Below are 17880 nucleotides of genomic sequence, written 5' to 3'. Positions count from 1 at the left end.
CGTGAACTCTCCAGAGATGATCTTCAACACGACGACCCGATGCTTCGACACGACCCAGACTGTCGCCTATGACGCGACTCACGTGTCGCCTATCACCTGTCGCCTATGTCGCGAACCCAGACACCCTCAGGTCCACCGAATCAGCAAGCCCCCCGCACGCTCGGGGGGCTTGCTTCATTCTCGGGCGGACCGGCGCGAACCCGCGGACCGTGCAGACGAGCTCCTCGGCGGGCAGTAGGGTTCTCCTGTGACCACCGGACCGGCTCTCAGCCACGATCGGATTGGCAATCCGGTAGAGCGCTGACCGCGCGCGGCCAAGGCCTCCGACTCACCCTGACAGGTGAGAGGAGGTGAACATGGCCGACACAACCCTGCGTTCGGGCGACCGCATCAGCGCGACCGTGACGAAGTCGGCGCCGTTCGGTGCCCTCGTCGAGACCGCGGATGGCGTCCCCGGACTCGTCCCATCGTCGACGGGGCAGCCCGGCGATCAGCTGGAGCTCCGCGTGGAGTCCTTCGACCAGGCGAAGGGGCGCTTCAGCGCCACCCCGGCGTGACCCGTGCGGCCCGGTCCGCGGGCCGGGCCGCACTCCCCGAACCACGCGCGCAACCTCTTGACCAGGCGCACGCGACCCGCGACGCTGAGAGGGGCCGAGGAGGCAGACGATGGGCGATGTGACGCCGTTCCTGTGGTTCGACGACTCCGCGGAGGCGGCGATCACCTTCTACACCGGTCTCATCCCGGGCTCGGAGGTCGTGACGATCGGACGATATCCCGACGAAGTGCCGGGCATGGGCGGCAAGGTCATGCATGCGCATTTCCGGCTCGCCGGTCGCGATTACTACGCGATGGATGCCGGGCCGCAGTTCCCGTTCACCGAGGCGATCTCGCTCTACGTCTCGTGCGCCGATCAGGACGAGGTCGACCGCTACTGGGCCGCACTCACGGCGGACGGCGGCGAGGAGCAGCCGTGCGGCTGGCTCAAGGACCGCTGGGGTCTGTCGTGGCAGATCATTCCCGATCGCCTCATCGAGCTGATCCGGGATCCGGACCCGGAGCGCGCGCACCGCGCGGTCCAGGCCATGCTCGAGATGCGCAAGATCGACATCGCCGCGATCGAGGCGGCCGCCGCGGGATCGTGATCCGGCGCCCGGTGGCGATCGCGGCATGGCTCGCCGCGGTCGTGTTGGCGGCATCCGCCTGCACCTCTGCGCCACCCGACAGGACGGCCCCGCCTTCCGCGACGCCGTCCGGCTCCGCGACGCCCGTCACGGCCGGTTGGTGGCGCGTCGCGGATGGTGCGACGACCCTTGCCTCAGGGCTGCATGCGCCGTGGTCGGTCGTTCCGCTCGCCGGTGGCGGAGCACTCATCTCTCAGCGCAACGACGGCACCGTTGTCGAGCTCACCTCGACGGGACGGCTGCGCACCGTCGGCACCGTGCCCGATGTCGTCTCGGGTGGCGAGTCCGGGCTGCATGGGCTGGCCCTCCACGTCGAGGGCGACACGACCTGGCTGTACGCCTACCACGGCGCGGAAAGCGATAACCGCGTGGTGCGGATGCCGCTCGTCGGCCAGCCCGGGTCGTTCAGCCTCGGCGACGTCGAGGTCATCTTCTCGGGCATACCGCGCAACTCCACCCACGACGGAGGGCGTCTCGCGTTCGGGCCGGACGGTTTCCTGTATGTGACGACGGGCGATGCGCAGAACCATCCCGCGGCCCAGGACCCCGACTCGCTGGGCGGGAAGATCCTCCGGCTCACACCGGAGGGCGAACCGGCGCCTGGGAACCCGTTCGGGACGGCGGTGTGGACGCTCGGACACCGCAACGTGCAGGGCATCGCCTGGACGAGCGACGGCACCATGTGGGCGAGCGAGTTCGGACAGGACACCTGGGATGAGCTCAACCGCATCGTGCCTGGCGAGAACTACGGCTGGCCGATCGTGGAGGGCATGGGCGACGGCGGCCAGGGGTTCGCCGAGCCGATCGCCGTCTGGCCGCCGAGCGAGGCGAGCCCGAGCGGGATCGCCACGGTCGGCGACACGGTCTTCATGGCGGGCCTCCGGGGCGAGCGGCTCTGGATGATCGACACCGACCACGGCGCGCTGAAAGGCGAGCCCATGGCCGCCCTGGCGGGCGAACAGGGGCGCTTGCGGGATGTCGTCGCGGCGCCCGACGGCATGCTCTGGGTGCTCACCAACAACACCGATGGCCGGGGTTCGCCACGCCCGTCCGACGACCTGCTGCTGCGCCTGCCGATCTCGTCCGCAGGGTGATGTCCGACACGCGGATCCCGCAGCCGCGGCGAGCGCTACGGTGAGACCGTGAGCTCACAGCCGCGCTGCCCGCACTGCCGCCATTTCCTCTATCTGGACGCCCTGAAGTGCCCCAACTGCGAGGCGGATCTCGGGTATCACATCCTGACCCGCCAGTTCTACGGCATCCGCAACGGCCGCGTCACCATCGACGGCCAGAACTGGTACACCTGCTCGAATCGCGAGTGGAACTGCAACTGGCTGGTCTGGGAGGACGCACCTGCCGGCCGGTGCTTCTCGTGCCGGCTGACCCGAACGCGCCCCGCCGCGGATGACACCGTCGCACTCGAGAAGCTCGCGAAGACCGAAGAGGCCAAGCGGCGTCTCGTGCTGCAGCTGGGCGACCTGGGGCTGCCGATCGTGCCGTGGGACGTGAAACCCGGCGGGCTGGGCTTCGACCTCATCTCGAGTCTGTCCGAGGGCAAGCCGGTGATGATCGGGCACGCCAATGGCATCATCACGATCGATCTCGCAGAGAGCCTCGATGACCGGCGCGAAGCGCTGCGCGTCCGGCTCGGCGAGCCGTACCGGACGATGCTCGGGCATCTGCGCCACGAGGTCGGGCACTACTACCAGAACGTCCTGCTGCCCGACGACGAGGCCTGGGCACGCTGCCGCGCGCTCTTCGGCGATGAGCGAGCAAGCTATCGCGAGGCGATCCAGCGCCACTACAAATTCGGGGCACCGACGGACTGGCATCAGGGATTCATCTCGGAGTACGCGACGATGCACCCGTGGGAGGACTTCGCCGAGACCTGGGCGCACTATCTCCACATCACCGGCACCCTGCAGACCGCCGCGGCGATCGGCATCCATCTCGACGCCAGCGTCACGAACCTTCGGGACACGGATGTCATCCCGCTCGAGTCGTACGCGGATGAGCCGATCCAGCGGCTCCTGACCGACTGGGAGTGGATGTCGCAGGGCTTCAACCGCATCAACCGCTCCATGGGGTTCGGCGATCTGTATCCGTTCGACATCGTCGGACCGGTGCGCCACAAGCTCGGATTCATGCACGACATCGTCACCCGCGCCCCGCTGACGACCGCCGAGCAGTACGCTCTCGCGTTCGTGGAGGAGACGGAGCGCGCGTGACCACGTTCGCACGGGGCCAGCGGGTCGTCGGCGCAGCCACGCACTACGTCGAGAATCAGCCTCCGTGGCGTGTAGACGTGAACGAATACGCGCTCAACGGCCCGTTGACGGCTGCGGTCGAGGCCTTCGGGGCCGGTTGGGCGGATGCGGACCTCCGCGAAACGGGCGCGCTCGTCGGCTCGGAGGCGTTCCAGCGGGATGCCGAGCTCGCCGACATCCACCCGCCGAAGGCGCATCCGAACGACAGGTGGGGGTTCCGCCTCGACGAGGTCGAGTACGACCCGGCGTACCACCGTGTGATCGGCGACGCGATCGCCCGGGGCGCGCACACCTCGGCGTGGGCGGACCCGCGCGAGGGCGCGCACGTCGCCCGGGCGGCGATGTTCATGCTGTTCGCGCAGGTCGAGCCCGGCCACGCGTGCCCGGTGTCGATGACGCACGCGGCGGTCGCGTCGATCGAGGGATCGCCGTGGATCGCGGACGAGTGGCTGCCCCGCCTCTACTCGCGCGAGTACGATCCGCGGCTCGTCCCCCCAGAGCCGAAGCGCAGCGCCCTCATCGGGATGGCGATGACCGAGAAGCAGGGCGGCTCCGACGTCCGCGCCGGGACGACCCACGGCACCTCGATGGGCGGGCACGCGTACTCGCTCACGGGGCACAAGTGGTTCTGTTCCGCGCCGATGTCGGACGGCTTCCTCGTCCTCGCGCACACGCGTCGCGGAGCTGTCGAAGAGGGGCTGTCGTGCCTCTTCGTGCCGCGCCTGCTGCCCCATGGCGTGCGCAACGTGTTCCGCATCCAGCGGCTGAAGGACAAGCTCGGCAACCGTTCGAACGCGTCGGCGGAGGTCGAATTCGACGGCACGGTGGGATTCGTCCTGGGCGAGCCGGGTCGTGGTGTGCGCACGATCATCGAGATGGTGCAGCGCACGCGGCTGGACTGCGTGCTCGGCACGGCCGCCGGCATGCGGCAGTCGGTCGCCGAGGCGGCGTGGCATGCGCGGGGTCGTGAGGCGTTCGGTGCGCTGCTCGTCGATCAACCCGCCATGACCTCGGTGCTGGGCGACCTGGCCCTCGAGGCCGAGGCGGCGATGCTCACCGGCCTGCGGCTCGCGCAGCTGTTCGAGGCGGATGCCCCGGACCGCGACGTCGCCCTGCGCCGCCTCGCGACGCCCGTGTCGAAGTACTGGGTGTGCAAACGCGGACCGCACCACGCGTACGAGGCGCTCGAGTGCCTCGGCGGCAATGGGTACACCGAGGGCTTCCCGCTGGCGCGGCGATATCGCGAGCAGCCGGTGCTCGCCATCTGGGAGGGCTCCGGCAATGTCATCGCCCTCGACGTGCTGCGCGCCCTGACCAGGGATCCCGATTCCGCCGCCGCCTTCGCCGACGAGCTCGCATCGACCGCCGGGGTGTCGGGAGTGCTGGACGCGCACGTCGCACGCACGCTGGCGCTCCTCGAGGCCCTGCGCGGCGCCGACCCCGTCACCGCCCAGGCTCAGGCGCGGCGCCTCAGCGAGTCTCTTGCACTCGCGTTCCAGGCATCCCTCATGCTCCGCCACGCCCCGTCGGCCGCCGCGGACGCGTTCATCGCAGCCCGCCTCGGCGACGATCGCGGCGGACAGTACGGCGTGCTGCCGATGGGGACGGATGCCGCGGCCATCGTCGCGCGGCACTGAGCCGGGCGCTGCCGCCGAGCTTAAGCTGAACACGTGCCGCGACGCCGTGTGATGATCGTCGCCGGTCTCGTGATCGGCGCGCTGGCCGTCGCGGCGCCTGCAGCGGCGTCCACGCCGACGCCGACCCCCACATCGGATGCCCCCACCGGCACTGTGCGCGTCGTCGCCGCGGATCCTGCGGACACCCAGGCTGCGGCATCCGCTCTCGTGGCAGGCATGTCGCTGCGTGAGAAGGCGGCAGCCGTGGTGATGGGCACCATTCCGACCACGGATGCCGGCACCCTCCGGCAGTACATGACGACCACGGGCATCGGCGGGTTCATCCTGATGGGCTCGAACGTGCCCGCGACCGAGGGACAGCTGCGTGCGCTCACCGCGGCCCTGACCACCGACCCCGCGCTGCCGCCGCTCATCGCGATCGACGAGGAAGGCGGCGACGTGACCCGCCTGCCGTGGGACACGTATCCGTCCTCGGTCACGTTGAAGGATCAGCCGGCGGCCGACAGCGAAGAGGCGTTCGCCGGACGCGGCGCGCTCGTGCTGCGGGCGGGGGTGGGCGTCAACTTCGGGATCATCGCGGACGTGACGGCGGACCCGTCGATGTTCATCTTCCGGCGAGCCCTCGGCACCACCCCCGACGCGGGCGTGGCGCGAGTCCAAGCGGCCGTCACGGGCGAGAGTGACGACGCGCTGTCGACCCTGAAGCACTTCCCCGGGCACGGGTCGGCCCCGGGCGACTCGCATCTCGGCATCCCGACGACAGGGATGTCGAAGGCGACGTGGGCCGCCACGGACGCGCTGCCCTTCGAGGCGGGCATCAAGGCGGGTGCGCCGGTCCTCATGTTCGGGCACCTGCGATTCACCTCGGTCGACAGCGCCCCGGCGTCCCTGTCAGCGACCTGGCACAAGATCGCCCGCGACGAGCTGGGCTTCACGGGCTTGGCCATCACCGACGACCTCGGAATGCTCGAGGCCTCGGGTGAATCGGCCCTGCAGGACCCGGTGGCGAACGCCGTGACCGCGGTCGCCGCAGGCAACGACATGGTGCTCGAGATCATGTTCTCGAACGCGGACACCGCGACGCGGATCGTCGACGGGCTCGTCGCCGCGGTGGGCTCCGGCGCGCTGCCCGCCCAGCGGCTCGATGAGGCCGCCACCAGGGTGACGCGCCTGCGGCTCGAGCTCGCCGCAGAAGGGCGCGGGCTCATGCCCTGCGCGGACTGCACCCCCGCCGGGTGACCTCAGCCGTCGATCACGTCGAGCAGCCGGTCGCGCAGGACCTGCCCACGCTCCGCGAAGGCCCGCTGCCGCCGCACGTATTCGGCTTTGCCGTCCGCGGTCTCGATCGCGACCGGCGTGCAGCCCCAGGCCGTCAGGTCGTACGGCGACGCCTGCATGTCCAGCATCCGCACGTCCCGCGCCAGTGCGAATGTGTCGAGCAGCAGCTCGCCGGGCACGATCGGTCCGAGCTTCACCGCCCACTTGTAGAGGTCCATGCCGGCGTGCAGGCACCCCGGCTGCTCGAGTGCGGCCTGTCGTTCGCGTGTCGGGACCTCCCGGTTGCGCGGGGCTGCTTCGGGCGTGAAGAAGCGGTAGGCGTCGAAGTGCGTGCACCGCAGGTCGTGTGCCTCGACGACCTGGTCGGTGGCGTGCCGGCCGAGCCGCAGGGGAGCGGGATGCCGGTGCTCGCTCTGACGGTAGACCATCGCCCACTCGTGCAGGCCGAAGCATCCGAAGCTCCCGGCTCTGCCGGCCGTGGCCCGCAGGATCCGCGCGATGTTCGCGATGAGCGCGCCTCTGTCGGCACGGAAGCCCTCACCGTCGACCACGAGCGAGACGTGATCGTCACCCTGGGTGTACCACCGCCAGGTGGCTCGACGCGTGCTCGCGGCATCCTCGAGGGCGAAACGTTCTCCGGGGTGCCAGCGGCGGAGCACCGAGGGCTTGTACGAGTAGTACGTGTAGAGGAAGTCTTCGACCGGATGCCGCTCCCCACGCGCCGCCCGCTCGCGGTGTGCCCTCGTCAGGTCGTCCGCGCGCACGATGTGCGCCGCCTCGCGCGACCGCCACTCGGCGGCCGGCAGCACGGCGTACGGCCAGGGGGAGAGGACGGGGCTCACCGTTCGAGGATACGTCGGCCGCTGCGCAGCCCGCTCAGTCCTCGACCGGCTCGAGGAGCTCGGGCGAGTTGTTGCGGACGTTGCCGACGGCCTTCGACACGACATGGTCGTCGAGCGTCTCGGCCAGGGCGGGCGCGGCGTCGATGGCGGCATCCAGCACATCGCGGACGTTGTCGATCGTCGGATCGAGCCACGCGTCCGCATGGTCGGGGTCGAGGAAGAGCGGCATCCGATCGTGGATCGACCCCAGGCGTCCGATCGAGTCGCGTGTGAGGATCGTGAAGCTCAGGAGCCACTTGTCGGCCTCGTCCTCGGCTTTCGCGGGATCCTTCCACCACTCGTAGAGCCCGGCCATGAACAGCGGCGAGCCGTCCGCGGGGTGGATGTAGTGCGGGATCTTCGCACCGTCGACGTTCTTCCACTCGTAATAGCCGGATGCCGGCACAACCGCCCGGCGCTTCTCCAGCGCTTTGCGGAACATCGGCTTGCCCTCGAGTTCCTCGGCACGGGCGTTGAAGGCGCGGGCACCGATCTTCGTGTCCTTCGCCCACGCCGGGATGAGACCCCACCGCGCCGACTCGAGGCGGCGGATCGGCGGCTCGGTCTTCGCCGAGTCGATCACGATCGCGGCCTGGCTCGTGGGAGCGACGTTGAACGAGGGTTCCGGCAGGTCGTCGCCCTCGACGTCGACCCGCAGGACTCCGACGAGCTCTGACCCCACGCTTGCCACGACGAACCGTCCGCACATGCGCTCAGCCTACGCGCGGGCACCGACGCCGGACCGCGTCACGGCTCGAGCACGCCGACTTCCTCGAGGCGCTCGACGAGCCCCGCACCGTCGGAGTCGGTGACCCACGGGACCGCGGCGGCGGTGTGGTCGTTGACCACGGTGCGGCCGCCGGCGAGCACCGCCTCGGCCGGCGACAGCCGGCGGATCGCGACCCCGACGACGCTGTCCGGCTTCTCGCTCGTGAAGGTCGTGTACAGCTCGTCGTCGTGCTGACCGTCATCCCCGATCAGCAGCCACTTCACCTGCGGAAACTCGGTCGCGAGCCGGCGGAGGTTCGACAGCTTGTGGTCCTTGCCGCTGCGGAACCAGCGATCATGCGTCGGCCCCCAGTCCGTGAGCAGCATCGCCCCGGGCGGGAAGAGGTGCCGGCGGAGGAACCGGATCAGCGTCGGTGCGATGTTCCACGCGCCGGTGGAGAGGTAGATCACCGGCGTGCCCGGCTTGTCGCGCACGAGCCGCTCCATGAGCACGGCCATTCCGGGAACGGGCTGACGTGCGTGCTCGTCCACCACGAACGAGTTCCAGGCCGCGAGCAGCGGGCGGGGGATCGTCGTGACCATCACGGTGTCGTCGATGTCGGACACGACGCCGAAGCGCACGTCCGGCCCCACGACGAACACCCGCGTCTCGACCGGCTCGCCGCCCTCGACCGACATGGTGAGGGTCTGCCATCCCGGATCCAGGCGACCGGCGATGACCGTGTCGATCACACCGCCGCGATCCGCCACCACGTCGTGCGTGACGCCGGCGACCGTGATGCTCACCTGGGCGAAGCCGACGGGGACGGCCGCGAAGCTGCGCCACCCGCGAACGCTGGCGTACTCGCCGGAGGTGCGCTCCCGTACCGGCGGCACGATGAGCACGCGCCCGAGGACGCGCACCCAGTCCACCCCCGCGTAGCCCGGGAAGGGGGTGACCGTCGGCTGAAGTCCGCGACGCCGGGCACGGCGCTCCCGCCACGAGTGGAACCGGTACTCGAGCCGCGCGAGCCACAGCACCTTGGGGTGCACGTCAGGCTGGGTGGTCTCGGGCATCCAGTCAGTCTTTCACGTCGTCCGGCACGATCCGGTCCCCGAGGGCCGGGGCTGTGGACTCATCCTCCTCGGCCAGGTGCCTGCGCTCCGCGCGCTCCAGGAGCTTCTTGGCGAGGAAGACCAGCGCGATGAAGACGAGGATGATGCCGACGAAGATGTAGCCCGCGTAGTGCAGCTGGTCGGCCAGCTCCCGGTAGGTGCCGGCGGCGAGCGACGCGACGGTGATGTACAGGGCGGCCCAGATCACGCATGCGGGAACCGTCCAGGCCAGAAACCGCCCGTACCGGAACCCGCTCATGCCGACGGTCAGGGGCACCAATGAGTGGAGCACGGGAAGGAAGCGCGAGATGAAGATCGCCGGGCCGCCGCGCCGGCGGAGGTACCGCTCAGATCGATTCCAATTCGCTTCGCCGATCCTGCGGCCGAGTGCGGAGTGGTGGATCTTCGGGCCGAGGAAGCGCCCCAGCCAGAACCCGATGCTCTCGCCGACGAGTGCGCCGATGACGACGGCGATGCCGAGGACCACGGCTTCGAGCGGACTCGCGACAGCGGTCGCGGCGATGATGACGACGGTGTCGCCGGGGACGAACAGGCCGACGAGCACGCTCGTCTCGAGCATGATCGCGATGCCGGCGAGCAGAGTCCGTACGACGGGATCCACACTCTGCACGGTGTCGAGGAGCCACGTCAGGAACTCGTTCACGCCCCGAGCCTAGGCGCTGAGCCGGGGCTCTAGCCTGGGAAGATGTCCCCGCCGCAAGCCGCCGTTCCCCTCGCGCGGTGGCGGGATCCGGCATCGGTGTTCCTCGCTGGTCCTGCGGGCGCCCCGCATGCGTTCTGGCTCGATGCCGGCCCGGACGCGACGGACGGGTGGAGCTGGGTCGGCGCGGGGACTCCCGAGCCGCAGCCGGACCGGGTGCGTGAGATCGAATGCGCGCTGGTCGCCCCCGACGAGACGTGGTCCGCGGGCAGGTTCCGCGGAGGATGGGTGGGGTGGCTCGGCTACGATCCGGCGGCCGCGAGAGCCGGTGCTCCGATCGCCGAGCCGGAACCCTTCGTTCCCGCCGAGCAGTGGCTTCGCGTCGATCGGTTCGTCGCGTTCGATCACGCAGCCCGCAGGGCCTGGGCGGTCGCGCCGGCAGACGAGGTCGCGGCGTTCGCGCGAGACCTGGATGCCGAGGCCGACGATGTGAGCATCCCCGCCGTGGCGCCCGCGCCGCCGATCGGACTCGCGCACGCCCGCCGGCTGCCTGCCGAGTACGCGCGCCTGATCGAGGAGTGTCGCGAGGCGATCCGGCAAGGGGATGCATACCAGCTGTGCCTCACGACGCGGTTCTGGGTGGATGCGGCCGTCGATCCTGTCGCGGTGTACCGGCGCCTGCGCGAGATGACGCCCACCCACCACGGCGGATTCGTCGGCTCCGGGTCGGTGGCGCTCGCCAGCGCCAGCCCGGAGCGGTTCCTCGAGGTGGATGCCGGGACCGTGCGCACGCGGCCGATCAAGGGCACGCGACCCCGCGGCGCGAATGAGGATGAAGACCGTCGCCTCGCCGCGGAGCTGCGCGCGAGCGAGAAGGAGCGCGCCGAGAACGTCATGATCGTTGACCTCATGCGCAACGATCTGTCGCGTGTGTCGGTCCCCGGTTCCGTCGGAGTGGACGCGCTGCTCGAGGTCGAATCGTATGCCGCGGTGCATCAGCTGGTCAGCACCGTCTCGGGCAGCCTTCGCCGGGGGACGACGGTCGGCGCGCTGCTGGATGCCGCCTTTCCGGCCGGCAGCATGACGGGTGCGCCCAAGCTCTCGGCGATGACGATCCTGAACCGGCTTGAGGGCGCTCCCCGCGGGATCTTCGCCGGATGCTTCGGCTGGGTCGGCGACGACGGCGCCCTCGACTTCGCCATGGTGATCCGCTCGATCGTCATGCACCCGGGCGGCGCGTACGTCGGGGCGGGCGGCGGGATCACCTGGCGATCGGATGCCGCCGCCGAGGTGGCCGAGGTCGGCATCAAGGCCCGCGGCCCGCTCGCGGCGCTGGGGGCGACGCTTCCGCCGGGTTGGTGAGCGCGGGCGTCCGGTAGCCTGGAGAGTGCGCTTCGCGCGCCCCGGCTTCCCACGATTGGTCACACCCGTGAGTCAGACTTCTCCCCCCGACACCGCCGCGCCCGCTGAAGGCGGTGGGTATGACGCCTATGCCATCCAGCAGAAATGGCAGGCGCGCTGGGCCGAGGCCGACCCGTTCCGGGCGGGAGGGGACACGGACACGCGTCCTCGCAAGTATGTGCTGGGGATGTTCCCGTACCCGTCCGGCGACCTGCACATGGGTCATGCCGAGAGCTACGCATACGTCGATGTCGTCGCTCGCTTCTGGCGCCACCGCGGGTACAACGTCCTGAATCCGATCGGGTGGGACTCGTTCGGGCTGCCCGCCGAGAACGCGGCCATCCAGCGGGGCGCAGATCCGGGCGAGTGGACCTACGCCAACATCGCGCAGCACAAGAAGAGCTTCCGCGCGTACGGCTCGTCCTACGACTGGTCTCGGATCCTCCACACCAGCGATCCCGAGTACTACCGCTGGAACCAGTGGCTCTTCCAGCGCCTGTACGAGCGCGGACTCGCCTACCGCAAGGAGAGTCCGGTCAACTGGTGCCCGAACGACCAGACCGTGCTCGCCAACGAGCAGGTCGTGGACGGCCGGTGCGAGCGGTGCGGCACCGAGGTCGTCAAGAAGAAGCTCACGCAGTGGTACTTCAAGATCACCGACTACGCCGACCGCCTCCTCGACGACCTGAACCAGCTGGAGGGCTTCTGGCCGCAGAAGGTCATCCGGATGCAGCGCAACTGGATCGGCCGTTCCGTCGGAGCCGACATCGACTTCGGGATCGAGGGCCACGAAGGCACCGTGACCGTGTTCTCGACCCGCCCCGACACGCTGCACGGCGCGACCTTCTTCGTCGTCGCTCCGGACAGCGACCTGGCTGCCGAGCTCGCCGCGGGCTCGTCCGCCGAGGTGCGCATGCGCTTCCAGGACTACCTCGAGTCCGTCGGCCGCGAGACGGACATCGAACGGCAGAGCACGGACCGCCCGAAAACCGGTGTATTCCTCGAGCGTTATGCAATCAACCCGATCAACGGCGAGCGGCTGCCGATCTGGGCGGCGGACTACGTGCTCGCCGACTACGGTCACGGGGCGGTGATGGCGGTTCCGGCGCATGACCAGCGTGACCTCGACTTCGCGCGTGCTTTCGACCTGCCGGTGAAGGTCGTGGTCGACACGACGGCGCCGGTCACCGGCGCCATCCCCGTCATCGAGCTGGACGAGAGCGGCGTACCCATCGATCCCGGCGCGGACGAGGCAGCCCTCGCCGCACTCGACCCTGCCAAGACCGGGATCGCCCTGACCGGCGAGGGCCGCATGATCAACTCGGGTTCGCTGGACGGGCTGTCCAAGCGCAACGCGATCGCGCGCATCATCGATCAGCTCGCGGCGCTCGGGGCGGGCCGGGCCTCGAAGTCATACCGCCTGCGAGACTGGCTGATCTCACGCCAGCGGTTCTGGGGCACGCCGATCCCGATGATCCACACGGCGGACGATCGCATCGTCCCCGTGCCCGACGACCAGCTGCCGCTCACGCTGCCCGATGTGCAGGGTCTCGATCTGACGCCGAAGGGCACGTCGCCGCTCGGCGGTGCCGCTGAGTGGATGCAGACGACCGACCCCGAGACGGGCGAGCCGGCGCTCCGAGACCCCGACACGATGGACACGTTCGTCGACAGCTCCTGGTACTTCCTGCGATTCCTCTCGCCGGGCGACCCCGACAAGGCCTTCTCGACGCAGCTGGCCGACCGCTGGGCCCCGGTGGATTCGTACATCGGCGGCGTCGAGCACGCCATCCTGCACCTGCTGTACGCGCGCTTCATCACGAAGGTGCTCTTCGACATGGGCCTCGTCGACTTCACCGAGCCCTTCACGAGTCTCGTGAACCAGGGGATGGTGCTGCTGTCGGGCTCGAAGATGTCCAAGAGCAAGGGCAACCTCGTCGAGTTCGCCTCCAGCATGATCGATCCGGGCGCCGACGCCGTGCGCGTCGCCATCGCATTCGCGGGACCGGTCGAGGACGACATCCACTGGGAGGACGTGTCGACGACCGGCGCGCAGAAGTTCCTCGCCCGCGCGTGGCGCGTCGTGAAGGACATCACGAGCGCGCCCGATGTGATCTGGGCCGAAGGCGACCAGGCGCTGCGCCGGGTCACGCACCGCGTGCTCGCCGACGCTCCCGGACTCATCGAGCAGACGAAGTTCAACGTCGTGGTCGCCCGCCTGATGGAACTCGTCAACGCGACCCGCAAGACGATCGACTCCGGGGCGGGTCCGGCCGATCCTGCCGTCCGTGAAGCGGCCGAGGCCACCGCCATGATCCTCGACCTGTTCGCCCCGCACACCGCGGAGGAGATGTGGGAGATCCTGGGCTACCGGCCGTTCGTCGGCCTGGTGACGTGGCGCACACCGGATCCGACGCTGCTCGTAGAGGAATCCGTGACGGCGGTCGTCCAAGTCGACGGCAAGGTCCGTGCGACCCTCGAGGTGCCCACGCGCATCGACGGAGCCGAGCTCGAGCGCATCGCGCGGGCCGATGACCGCGTCCTGCGCGCCCTCGCCGGGCGCGAGATCGCCCGCGCCGTCGTGCGGCCTCCGAAGGTCGTGAGCTTCACCACCCGCTGAGCCTCCTCCCCAGGCTCGGTTGAAGCGCGGGCGTCCACCGGCCGGCTGCATCATGGCCAGGGCGCTTCACGCTCTCCCTACTGTGAGCACGTGACACCGGCCGACCTCCCTCCGAGCAGCGGGCGAAGGCGACGCCTCGGGCTCGGGGCTGCCGTGGTCGTCGTGATCGTCGCGCTCGCGGTCACGGTCGGGATCGGCATCCTGCGCGGCGCGTCGTCACCGGTCGACACGGTCGCCGTGGATGGCATCGGCAGGACGGATGCCGCCACCCCGGCGGCGATCTACGTGTACGTCTCGGGGGCGGTGCGCTCGCCGGGCCTCTACGTGCTCGACGGCGGGTCACGGGTGGTGGACGCGATCGCCGCAGCGGGCGGCTTCACGGCGGACGCCGAAGAGAGCACGGTGAACCTGGCTCGACCGCTCGACGATGGCGAGCAGCTCGACGTCTCGGTAGCGGGGGCGGGGGTGGCATCGGCGACGTCGGCGGGCCCCTCGGGTGACGGAACGATCGACCTCAACACGGCTGACGTGGCCGCCCTCGACACACTCCCGCGCATCGGTCCGGCCATGGCGCAGCGCATCATCGACTGGCGTGAGGCGAATGGGAGGTTCACGAGCGTCGATGACCTGCTCGCAGTCCCGGGGATCGGCGACAAGCTGCTCGAGTCGCTCCGCGACCTCGTGAAGGTCTGAGGCCGTGAGACGCCGCCGCGGGCTGAGGCTGGTTCCGGCGGCCGCAGCCGCGTGGGCCGCGTCCCTCGCCGCGGTGATGGCGCCGGATGCCGCGCCCGCGCTCGCGATCGTGCTGTGGAGCGTGGCGATCCTCGTGATCGTCGCCGCCGCCGCGTGGACCGGCCGAGGCGCGCCGCGGTTCGTCCGCGGGCAGGTGATCGCGGTCGTGGTACTGGCTGCCGCGGCCGGGGCCGCAGCGGCATCCCACGCGGCACTCGCCCAGCCGGAACGCGTCGCCGTCGCCGAGCTGGCGATCGACGGGGGACGGGCGATCACCGTCGAGGCCACCGTGACAGGGAAGGTGGAGCGCCGAGCGGGCGGCACCGTCGCCTTCGACGCGATCGCACGACGCATCGACATCGGGACCGAGGCGCACGCGGTCGACGCAGCCGTCGTCGTGCAGGTCGATCCCGCCGACGTGGATCACCGGCAATCGCTCGACGTCGGAGCGGTCGTCGAGATCCGTGGCACCGGTCGAGCCGGGATACCGGGCGATCGTGCGGTGCTGGAGGTGACGGCATCGCGCGGGGTCCGCGTGATGCAGCCGCCTGCGGGCGTGTTCGCCGCGGCCGCGGACCTGCGCCGCGGCCTCGTCGCCGCCGTCGAGGGTCTCCCCGCCCCGGGTGCGGGGCTCGTTCCCGGCCTTGCCGTGGGCGACACGTCCGCGGTCGATCAGCAGCTGGACGCCGACATGAAGGAGTCTTCGCTGTCGCACCTCACGGCGGTATCGGGGGCGAACTGCGCCCTGGTGGTGGGGCTCGCGTTCGTGGCCGCGGCAGCACTGGGCGCGCGACGGAGTGTGCGGGTCATGTCGGGAATGGTGGCGCTGACGGGCTTCGTGCTGCTCGTCACGCCTGAGCCCAGCGTCCTGCGGGCTGCGGTGATGGCGGCGGTCGCCATGCTCGGGGTGCTGCTGGGGCGCACGACGGCGGGCATGGCGATACTCTCGCTCGCCGTCGCTGTCCTGCTCGTCGCGGACCCGTGGCTATCGGCATCGCTCGGCTTCGCGCTGTCGTCGGCTGCGACGGCATCCCTTCTGCTGTTCGCCCGTCCCCTGGCCGAGGGCATCTCCCGCGTGCTGCCGCGCGTACTCGCGCTGGCGCTGTCGGTTCCGCTCGCGGCGCAGCTCGCCTGCGGCCCCCTTCTCGTGCTGATCACGCCCGTTGTGCCGGTGTACGGAGTCTTGGCGAACCTGCTCGCTGAGCCTGCGGCCCCCGCCGCGACGCTGATCGGGCTCGCCGCGTGCCTGGCCGCGCCGATTCCCGTCCTCCGCGATGGCCTGGCTGCCGTTGCGTGGATTCCGGCGTCGTGGATCGCTGCGACGGCGCAGACCGTGACGTCGCTCCCGGGAGATGTCGTTCCGTGGGTCGAGGGCTGGCCGGGTGCGGCGCTGCTCGGCGTCCTCGGGCTGGCTCTCGGCGTCCTCGTCGCGGTGGGATCGGACGGACGACGGCGCGACCGCCTCGTTCGCGGCGCCGCGATGCTGTTCGTCGCACTGGTCGTCGGGGTGACGGGCGGCGCGGTCGCGCTCGAGTCCACCGCCGGGCGCCTGACGCTGCCTCCGTCGTGGAGCGTCCTCGCGTGCGATGTCGGACAGGGCGACGCCGTGCTGCTCCGGTCGCGGGATGCCGTCATGCTGGTGGACACCGGACGCGCGCCCGAACCGCTCGAGAGATGTCTCGCGCTTGCCGGGATCGACCGCATCGACCTGCTGGTGCTCACGCATTTCGACATGGATCACGTCGGGGGAGTGGCTGCGGTGCAGGGTCGCGTCGGAACTGTGCTGCACGGACCGCTATACGGGCCCGCGCACCATCTGCTCGCAGCCCTGGCGGCCGGTGGGGCGCGGACCGTCGACGCCCATCAGGGCATGGCCGGTGGCATCGGCGCGGCGCGGTGGCGGGTGATCTGGCCCGTCGCCGGCGGCCGCGCGTTCGCGCCGGGGAACGACTGCAGCGTCACCCTGGATGTGCGTGGCGGCGGCATCCCGCCGACGCTGCTGCTGGGAGACCTCTCCGCCGCGCCGCAGCGCGCGATCGTGGCATCCCGGGCGCTCGACCCGCCGTATGCGATCGTCAAGGTCGCGCATCACGGCAGCGCGGATCAGGATGCCGCGCTCTACGAGGCCGCAGCGCCCGCAGTCGCACTCATCACGGTCGGACTCGACAACGACTACGGGCATCCGCGGGCGGAGACGCTGGCGACGCTGGCAGCCGTGCAAGCCAGGATCTTCCGCACCGACCTCGATGGCATGATCGCCGTCTCGGGCGTCGCGGGCGGGATCCAGCTCTGGCGGGATCACGACAGCGTCGTCGGTGCCGATCGGTAGGCTGGACGCATGCCACCGAGCGCCCGCCGAGCCCCCGCGGCGAAGTCGCGCAGCGCCATCCCGCAGCTGTCATGGCGGTCCCCGCAGCCCGCTCCGATCGTGCTCGTGTCAGGTCCTGAAGAGGTGTGCGCAGAACGGGCGATCGCCGGCGTGCGGGAGTATCTGCGGGCAGAGGATCCGAGCCTCGAGGTCAGCGATCTGCGCGCCGACGACTACACGCAGGGATCGCTCCTCGCGGTGACATCGCCCTCGCTGTTCGGCGAGCCGCGGCTGGTCCGCGTGTCGGGGGTCGAGAAGTGCTCGGATGCGTTCCTGGCAGAGGCCGTCGCCTACCTCGCCTTTCCGCAGGAGGGCGCGACGGTCGTGCTCCGCCACACTGGAGCAACCGTTCGCGGCAAGAAGCTGCTCGATGCGATCCGGGCCGGTGAAGGCGGCGGAGTCGAGGTGGCCTGCCCCGCCATCAAGCGCGACTCCGATCGCTACGACTTCGCCGCAGGCGAGTTCCAGGCGGCGAAGAAGCGGATCGCCCCGGCGGCGCTGCGCACGCTCGTGTCCGCCTTCACCGACGATCTCACCGAGCTCGCCGCGGCCTGCCAGCAGCTGATCGCCGATGTCCCCGGCGACATCACCGAGCAGGTCGTGGAGCGGTATTACGGCGGCCGGGTCGAGACATCCGCCTTCACCGTGGCGGACACCGCCATCGCCGGCCGGTATGGTGATGCGCTGCTCGCCCTGCGCCACGCACTCGCAACCGGCGCCGACCCCGTGCCGCTGGTGGCGGCGATCGCCCTGAAGCTTCGGACGATGGCTCGCGTGGCGGGCAGCCGCGAACCTGCCGTGGCGCTTGCGTCGCGGCTCGGCCTCAAGGACTGGCAGGTCGACCGTGCCAGACGCGATCTATCCGGCTGGACGGAGTCGACGCTCGGCATGGCGATACAGGCGGCCGCGCGGGCGGATGCCGAGGTCAAGGGCGGTTCGCGGGACTCGGTGTTCGCCCTCGAGCGCCTGGTCACGGTGATCGCGACACGGGCGCCGTACGGCTCCTGAGCGGCCGCGTCAGGGCTCCTG

15 protein-coding genes are annotated in these 17880 nt (G+C 70.5%); 11 read left to right on the top strand and 4 right to left on the bottom strand.

Going from position 1 to position 17880, the window contains the following annotated elements; all coding sequences use genetic code 11:
• Positions 1–356: 356 nt before the first annotated feature.
• From ABD212_RS06345 to ABD212_RS06320, 6 genes are all read left to right on the top strand, one after another.
• On the top strand, positions 357–557 hold the full coding sequence (locus tag ABD212_RS06345) for a hypothetical protein (RefSeq protein WP_344092353.1): 201 nt from the start codon (positions 357–359) through the stop codon (positions 555–557).
• Positions 558–666: 109 nt separating this feature from the next.
• On the top strand, positions 667–1143 hold the full coding sequence (locus tag ABD212_RS06340; protein WP_344092351.1) for a VOC family protein: 477 nt from the start codon (positions 667–669) through the stop codon (positions 1141–1143).
• Positions 1140–2276: a PQQ-dependent sugar dehydrogenase gene (locus ABD212_RS06335; protein WP_344092349.1), complete on the top strand. Its 1137-nt coding sequence runs from the start codon at positions 1140–1142 to the stop codon at positions 2274–2276. Before ABD212_RS06340 ends, ABD212_RS06335 begins: the two co-directional genes overlap by 4 nt.
• A gap of 48 nt (positions 2277–2324) precedes the next feature.
• Positions 2325–3410 (top strand): zinc-binding metallopeptidase family protein, encoded by a 1086-nt coding sequence (locus tag ABD212_RS06330; RefSeq protein WP_344092347.1) that lies wholly within the window; start codon positions 2325–2327, stop codon positions 3408–3410.
• Entirely contained in the window at positions 3407–5086 is a 1680-nt protein-coding gene (locus tag ABD212_RS06325) for an acyl-CoA dehydrogenase family protein (RefSeq protein WP_344092345.1), read from the top strand. Before ABD212_RS06330 ends, ABD212_RS06325 begins: the two co-directional genes overlap by 4 nt.
• A 33-nt stretch (positions 5087–5119) precedes the next feature.
• The gene (locus tag ABD212_RS06320; protein WP_344092343.1) at positions 5120–6325 is read left to right on the top strand and encodes a glycoside hydrolase family 3 N-terminal domain-containing protein; all 1206 of its coding nucleotides are present in this window, start codon (positions 5120–5122) and stop codon (positions 6323–6325) included.
• A 2-nt stretch (positions 6326–6327) separates the two neighbouring features.
• Here ABD212_RS06320 and ABD212_RS06315 read toward each other — a convergent pair whose 3' ends face one another.
• Genes ABD212_RS06315 through ABD212_RS06300 form a run of 4 tightly spaced genes read right to left on the bottom strand, consistent with a single transcriptional unit; the run spans position 6328 to position 9733 of the window.
• The gene (locus tag ABD212_RS06315) at positions 6328–7206 is read right to left on the bottom strand and encodes a 3-methyladenine DNA glycosylase (protein WP_344092341.1); all 879 of its coding nucleotides are present in this window, start codon (positions 7204–7206) and stop codon (positions 6328–6330) included.
• 34 nt (positions 7207–7240) lie between these two features.
• Positions 7241–7954 carry an SOS response-associated peptidase gene (locus tag ABD212_RS06310; RefSeq protein WP_344092338.1) on the bottom strand — a complete coding sequence of 238 codons (714 nt, stop codon included), beginning with the start codon at positions 7952–7954 and terminating at the stop codon, positions 7241–7243.
• A 38-nt stretch (positions 7955–7992) separates the two neighbouring features.
• The gene (locus tag ABD212_RS06305; protein WP_344092336.1) at positions 7993–9030 is read right to left on the bottom strand and encodes an App1 family protein phosphatidate phosphatase; all 1038 of its coding nucleotides are present in this window, start codon (positions 9028–9030) and stop codon (positions 7993–7995) included.
• Positions 9031–9034: 4 nt separating this feature from the next.
• On the bottom strand, positions 9035–9733 hold the full coding sequence (locus ABD212_RS06300) for a DedA family protein (protein WP_344092334.1): 699 nt from the start codon (positions 9731–9733) through the stop codon (positions 9035–9037).
• A gap of 42 nt (positions 9734–9775) precedes the next feature.
• Here ABD212_RS06300 and pabB point away from each other — a divergent pair, with 42 nt between their 5' ends.
• The 5 genes from pabB to holA all read left to right on the top strand — a co-directional run bounded on the left by pabB (position 9776) and on the right by holA (position 17859).
• Positions 9776–11092: an aminodeoxychorismate synthase component I gene (gene pabB / locus ABD212_RS06295; RefSeq protein WP_344092332.1), complete on the top strand. Its 1317-nt coding sequence runs from the start codon at positions 9776–9778 to the stop codon at positions 11090–11092.
• A 67-nt stretch (positions 11093–11159) separates the two neighbouring features.
• Entirely contained in the window at positions 11160–13751 is a 2592-nt protein-coding gene (gene leuS / locus ABD212_RS06290) for a leucine--tRNA ligase (protein ID WP_344092329.1), read from the top strand.
• 90 nt (positions 13752–13841) lie between these two features.
• The gene (locus ABD212_RS06285; protein ID WP_344092326.1) at positions 13842–14444 is read left to right on the top strand and encodes a ComEA family DNA-binding protein; all 603 of its coding nucleotides are present in this window, start codon (positions 13842–13844) and stop codon (positions 14442–14444) included.
• 4 nt (positions 14445–14448) lie between these two features.
• Positions 14449–16812, top strand: a complete 2364-nt coding sequence (locus ABD212_RS06280) for a ComEC/Rec2 family competence protein (RefSeq protein ID WP_344092324.1) — start codon at positions 14449–14451, stop codon at positions 16810–16812.
• A gap of 9 nt (positions 16813–16821) precedes the next feature.
• Positions 16822–17859, top strand: coding sequence for a DNA polymerase III subunit delta (gene holA, locus ABD212_RS06275; RefSeq protein ID WP_344092322.1), 1038 nt, complete (start codon positions 16822–16824; stop codon positions 17857–17859).
• Positions 17860–17880 lie beyond the last annotated feature (21 nt).

The sequence above is a fragment of the Microbacterium deminutum genome, assembly GCF_039530205.1.
GTDB lineage: Bacteria > Actinomycetota > Actinomycetes > Actinomycetales > Microbacteriaceae > Microbacterium > Microbacterium deminutum.
The sequence above is the reverse complement of the archived record's forward strand: the minus strand, read 5'-3'. Positions and strand labels throughout refer to the sequence as shown.

Bases quoted from the DNA above. Each gene is read 5' to 3' on its own strand.
- holA (WP_344092322.1), top strand. From the start codon at position 16,822: ATGCCACCGAGCGCCCGCCGAGCCCCCGCGGCGAAGTCGCGCAGCGCC.
- ABD212_RS06345 (WP_344092353.1), top strand. From the start codon at position 357: ATGGCCGACACAACCCTGCGTTCGGGCGACCGCATCAGCGCGACCGTG.
- ABD212_RS06340 (WP_344092351.1), top strand. From the start codon at position 667: ATGGGCGATGTGACGCCGTTCCTGTGGTTCGACGACTCCGCGGAGGCG.
- ABD212_RS06310 (WP_344092338.1), bottom strand. From the start codon at position 7,954: ATGTGCGGACGGTTCGTCGTGGCAAGCGTGGGGTCAGAGCTCGTCGGA.
- pabB (WP_344092332.1), top strand. From the start codon at position 9,776: ATGTCCCCGCCGCAAGCCGCCGTTCCCCTCGCGCGGTGGCGGGATCCG.
- ABD212_RS06305 (WP_344092336.1), bottom strand. From the start codon at position 9,030: ATGCCCGAGACCACCCAGCCTGACGTGCACCCCAAGGTGCTGTGGCTC.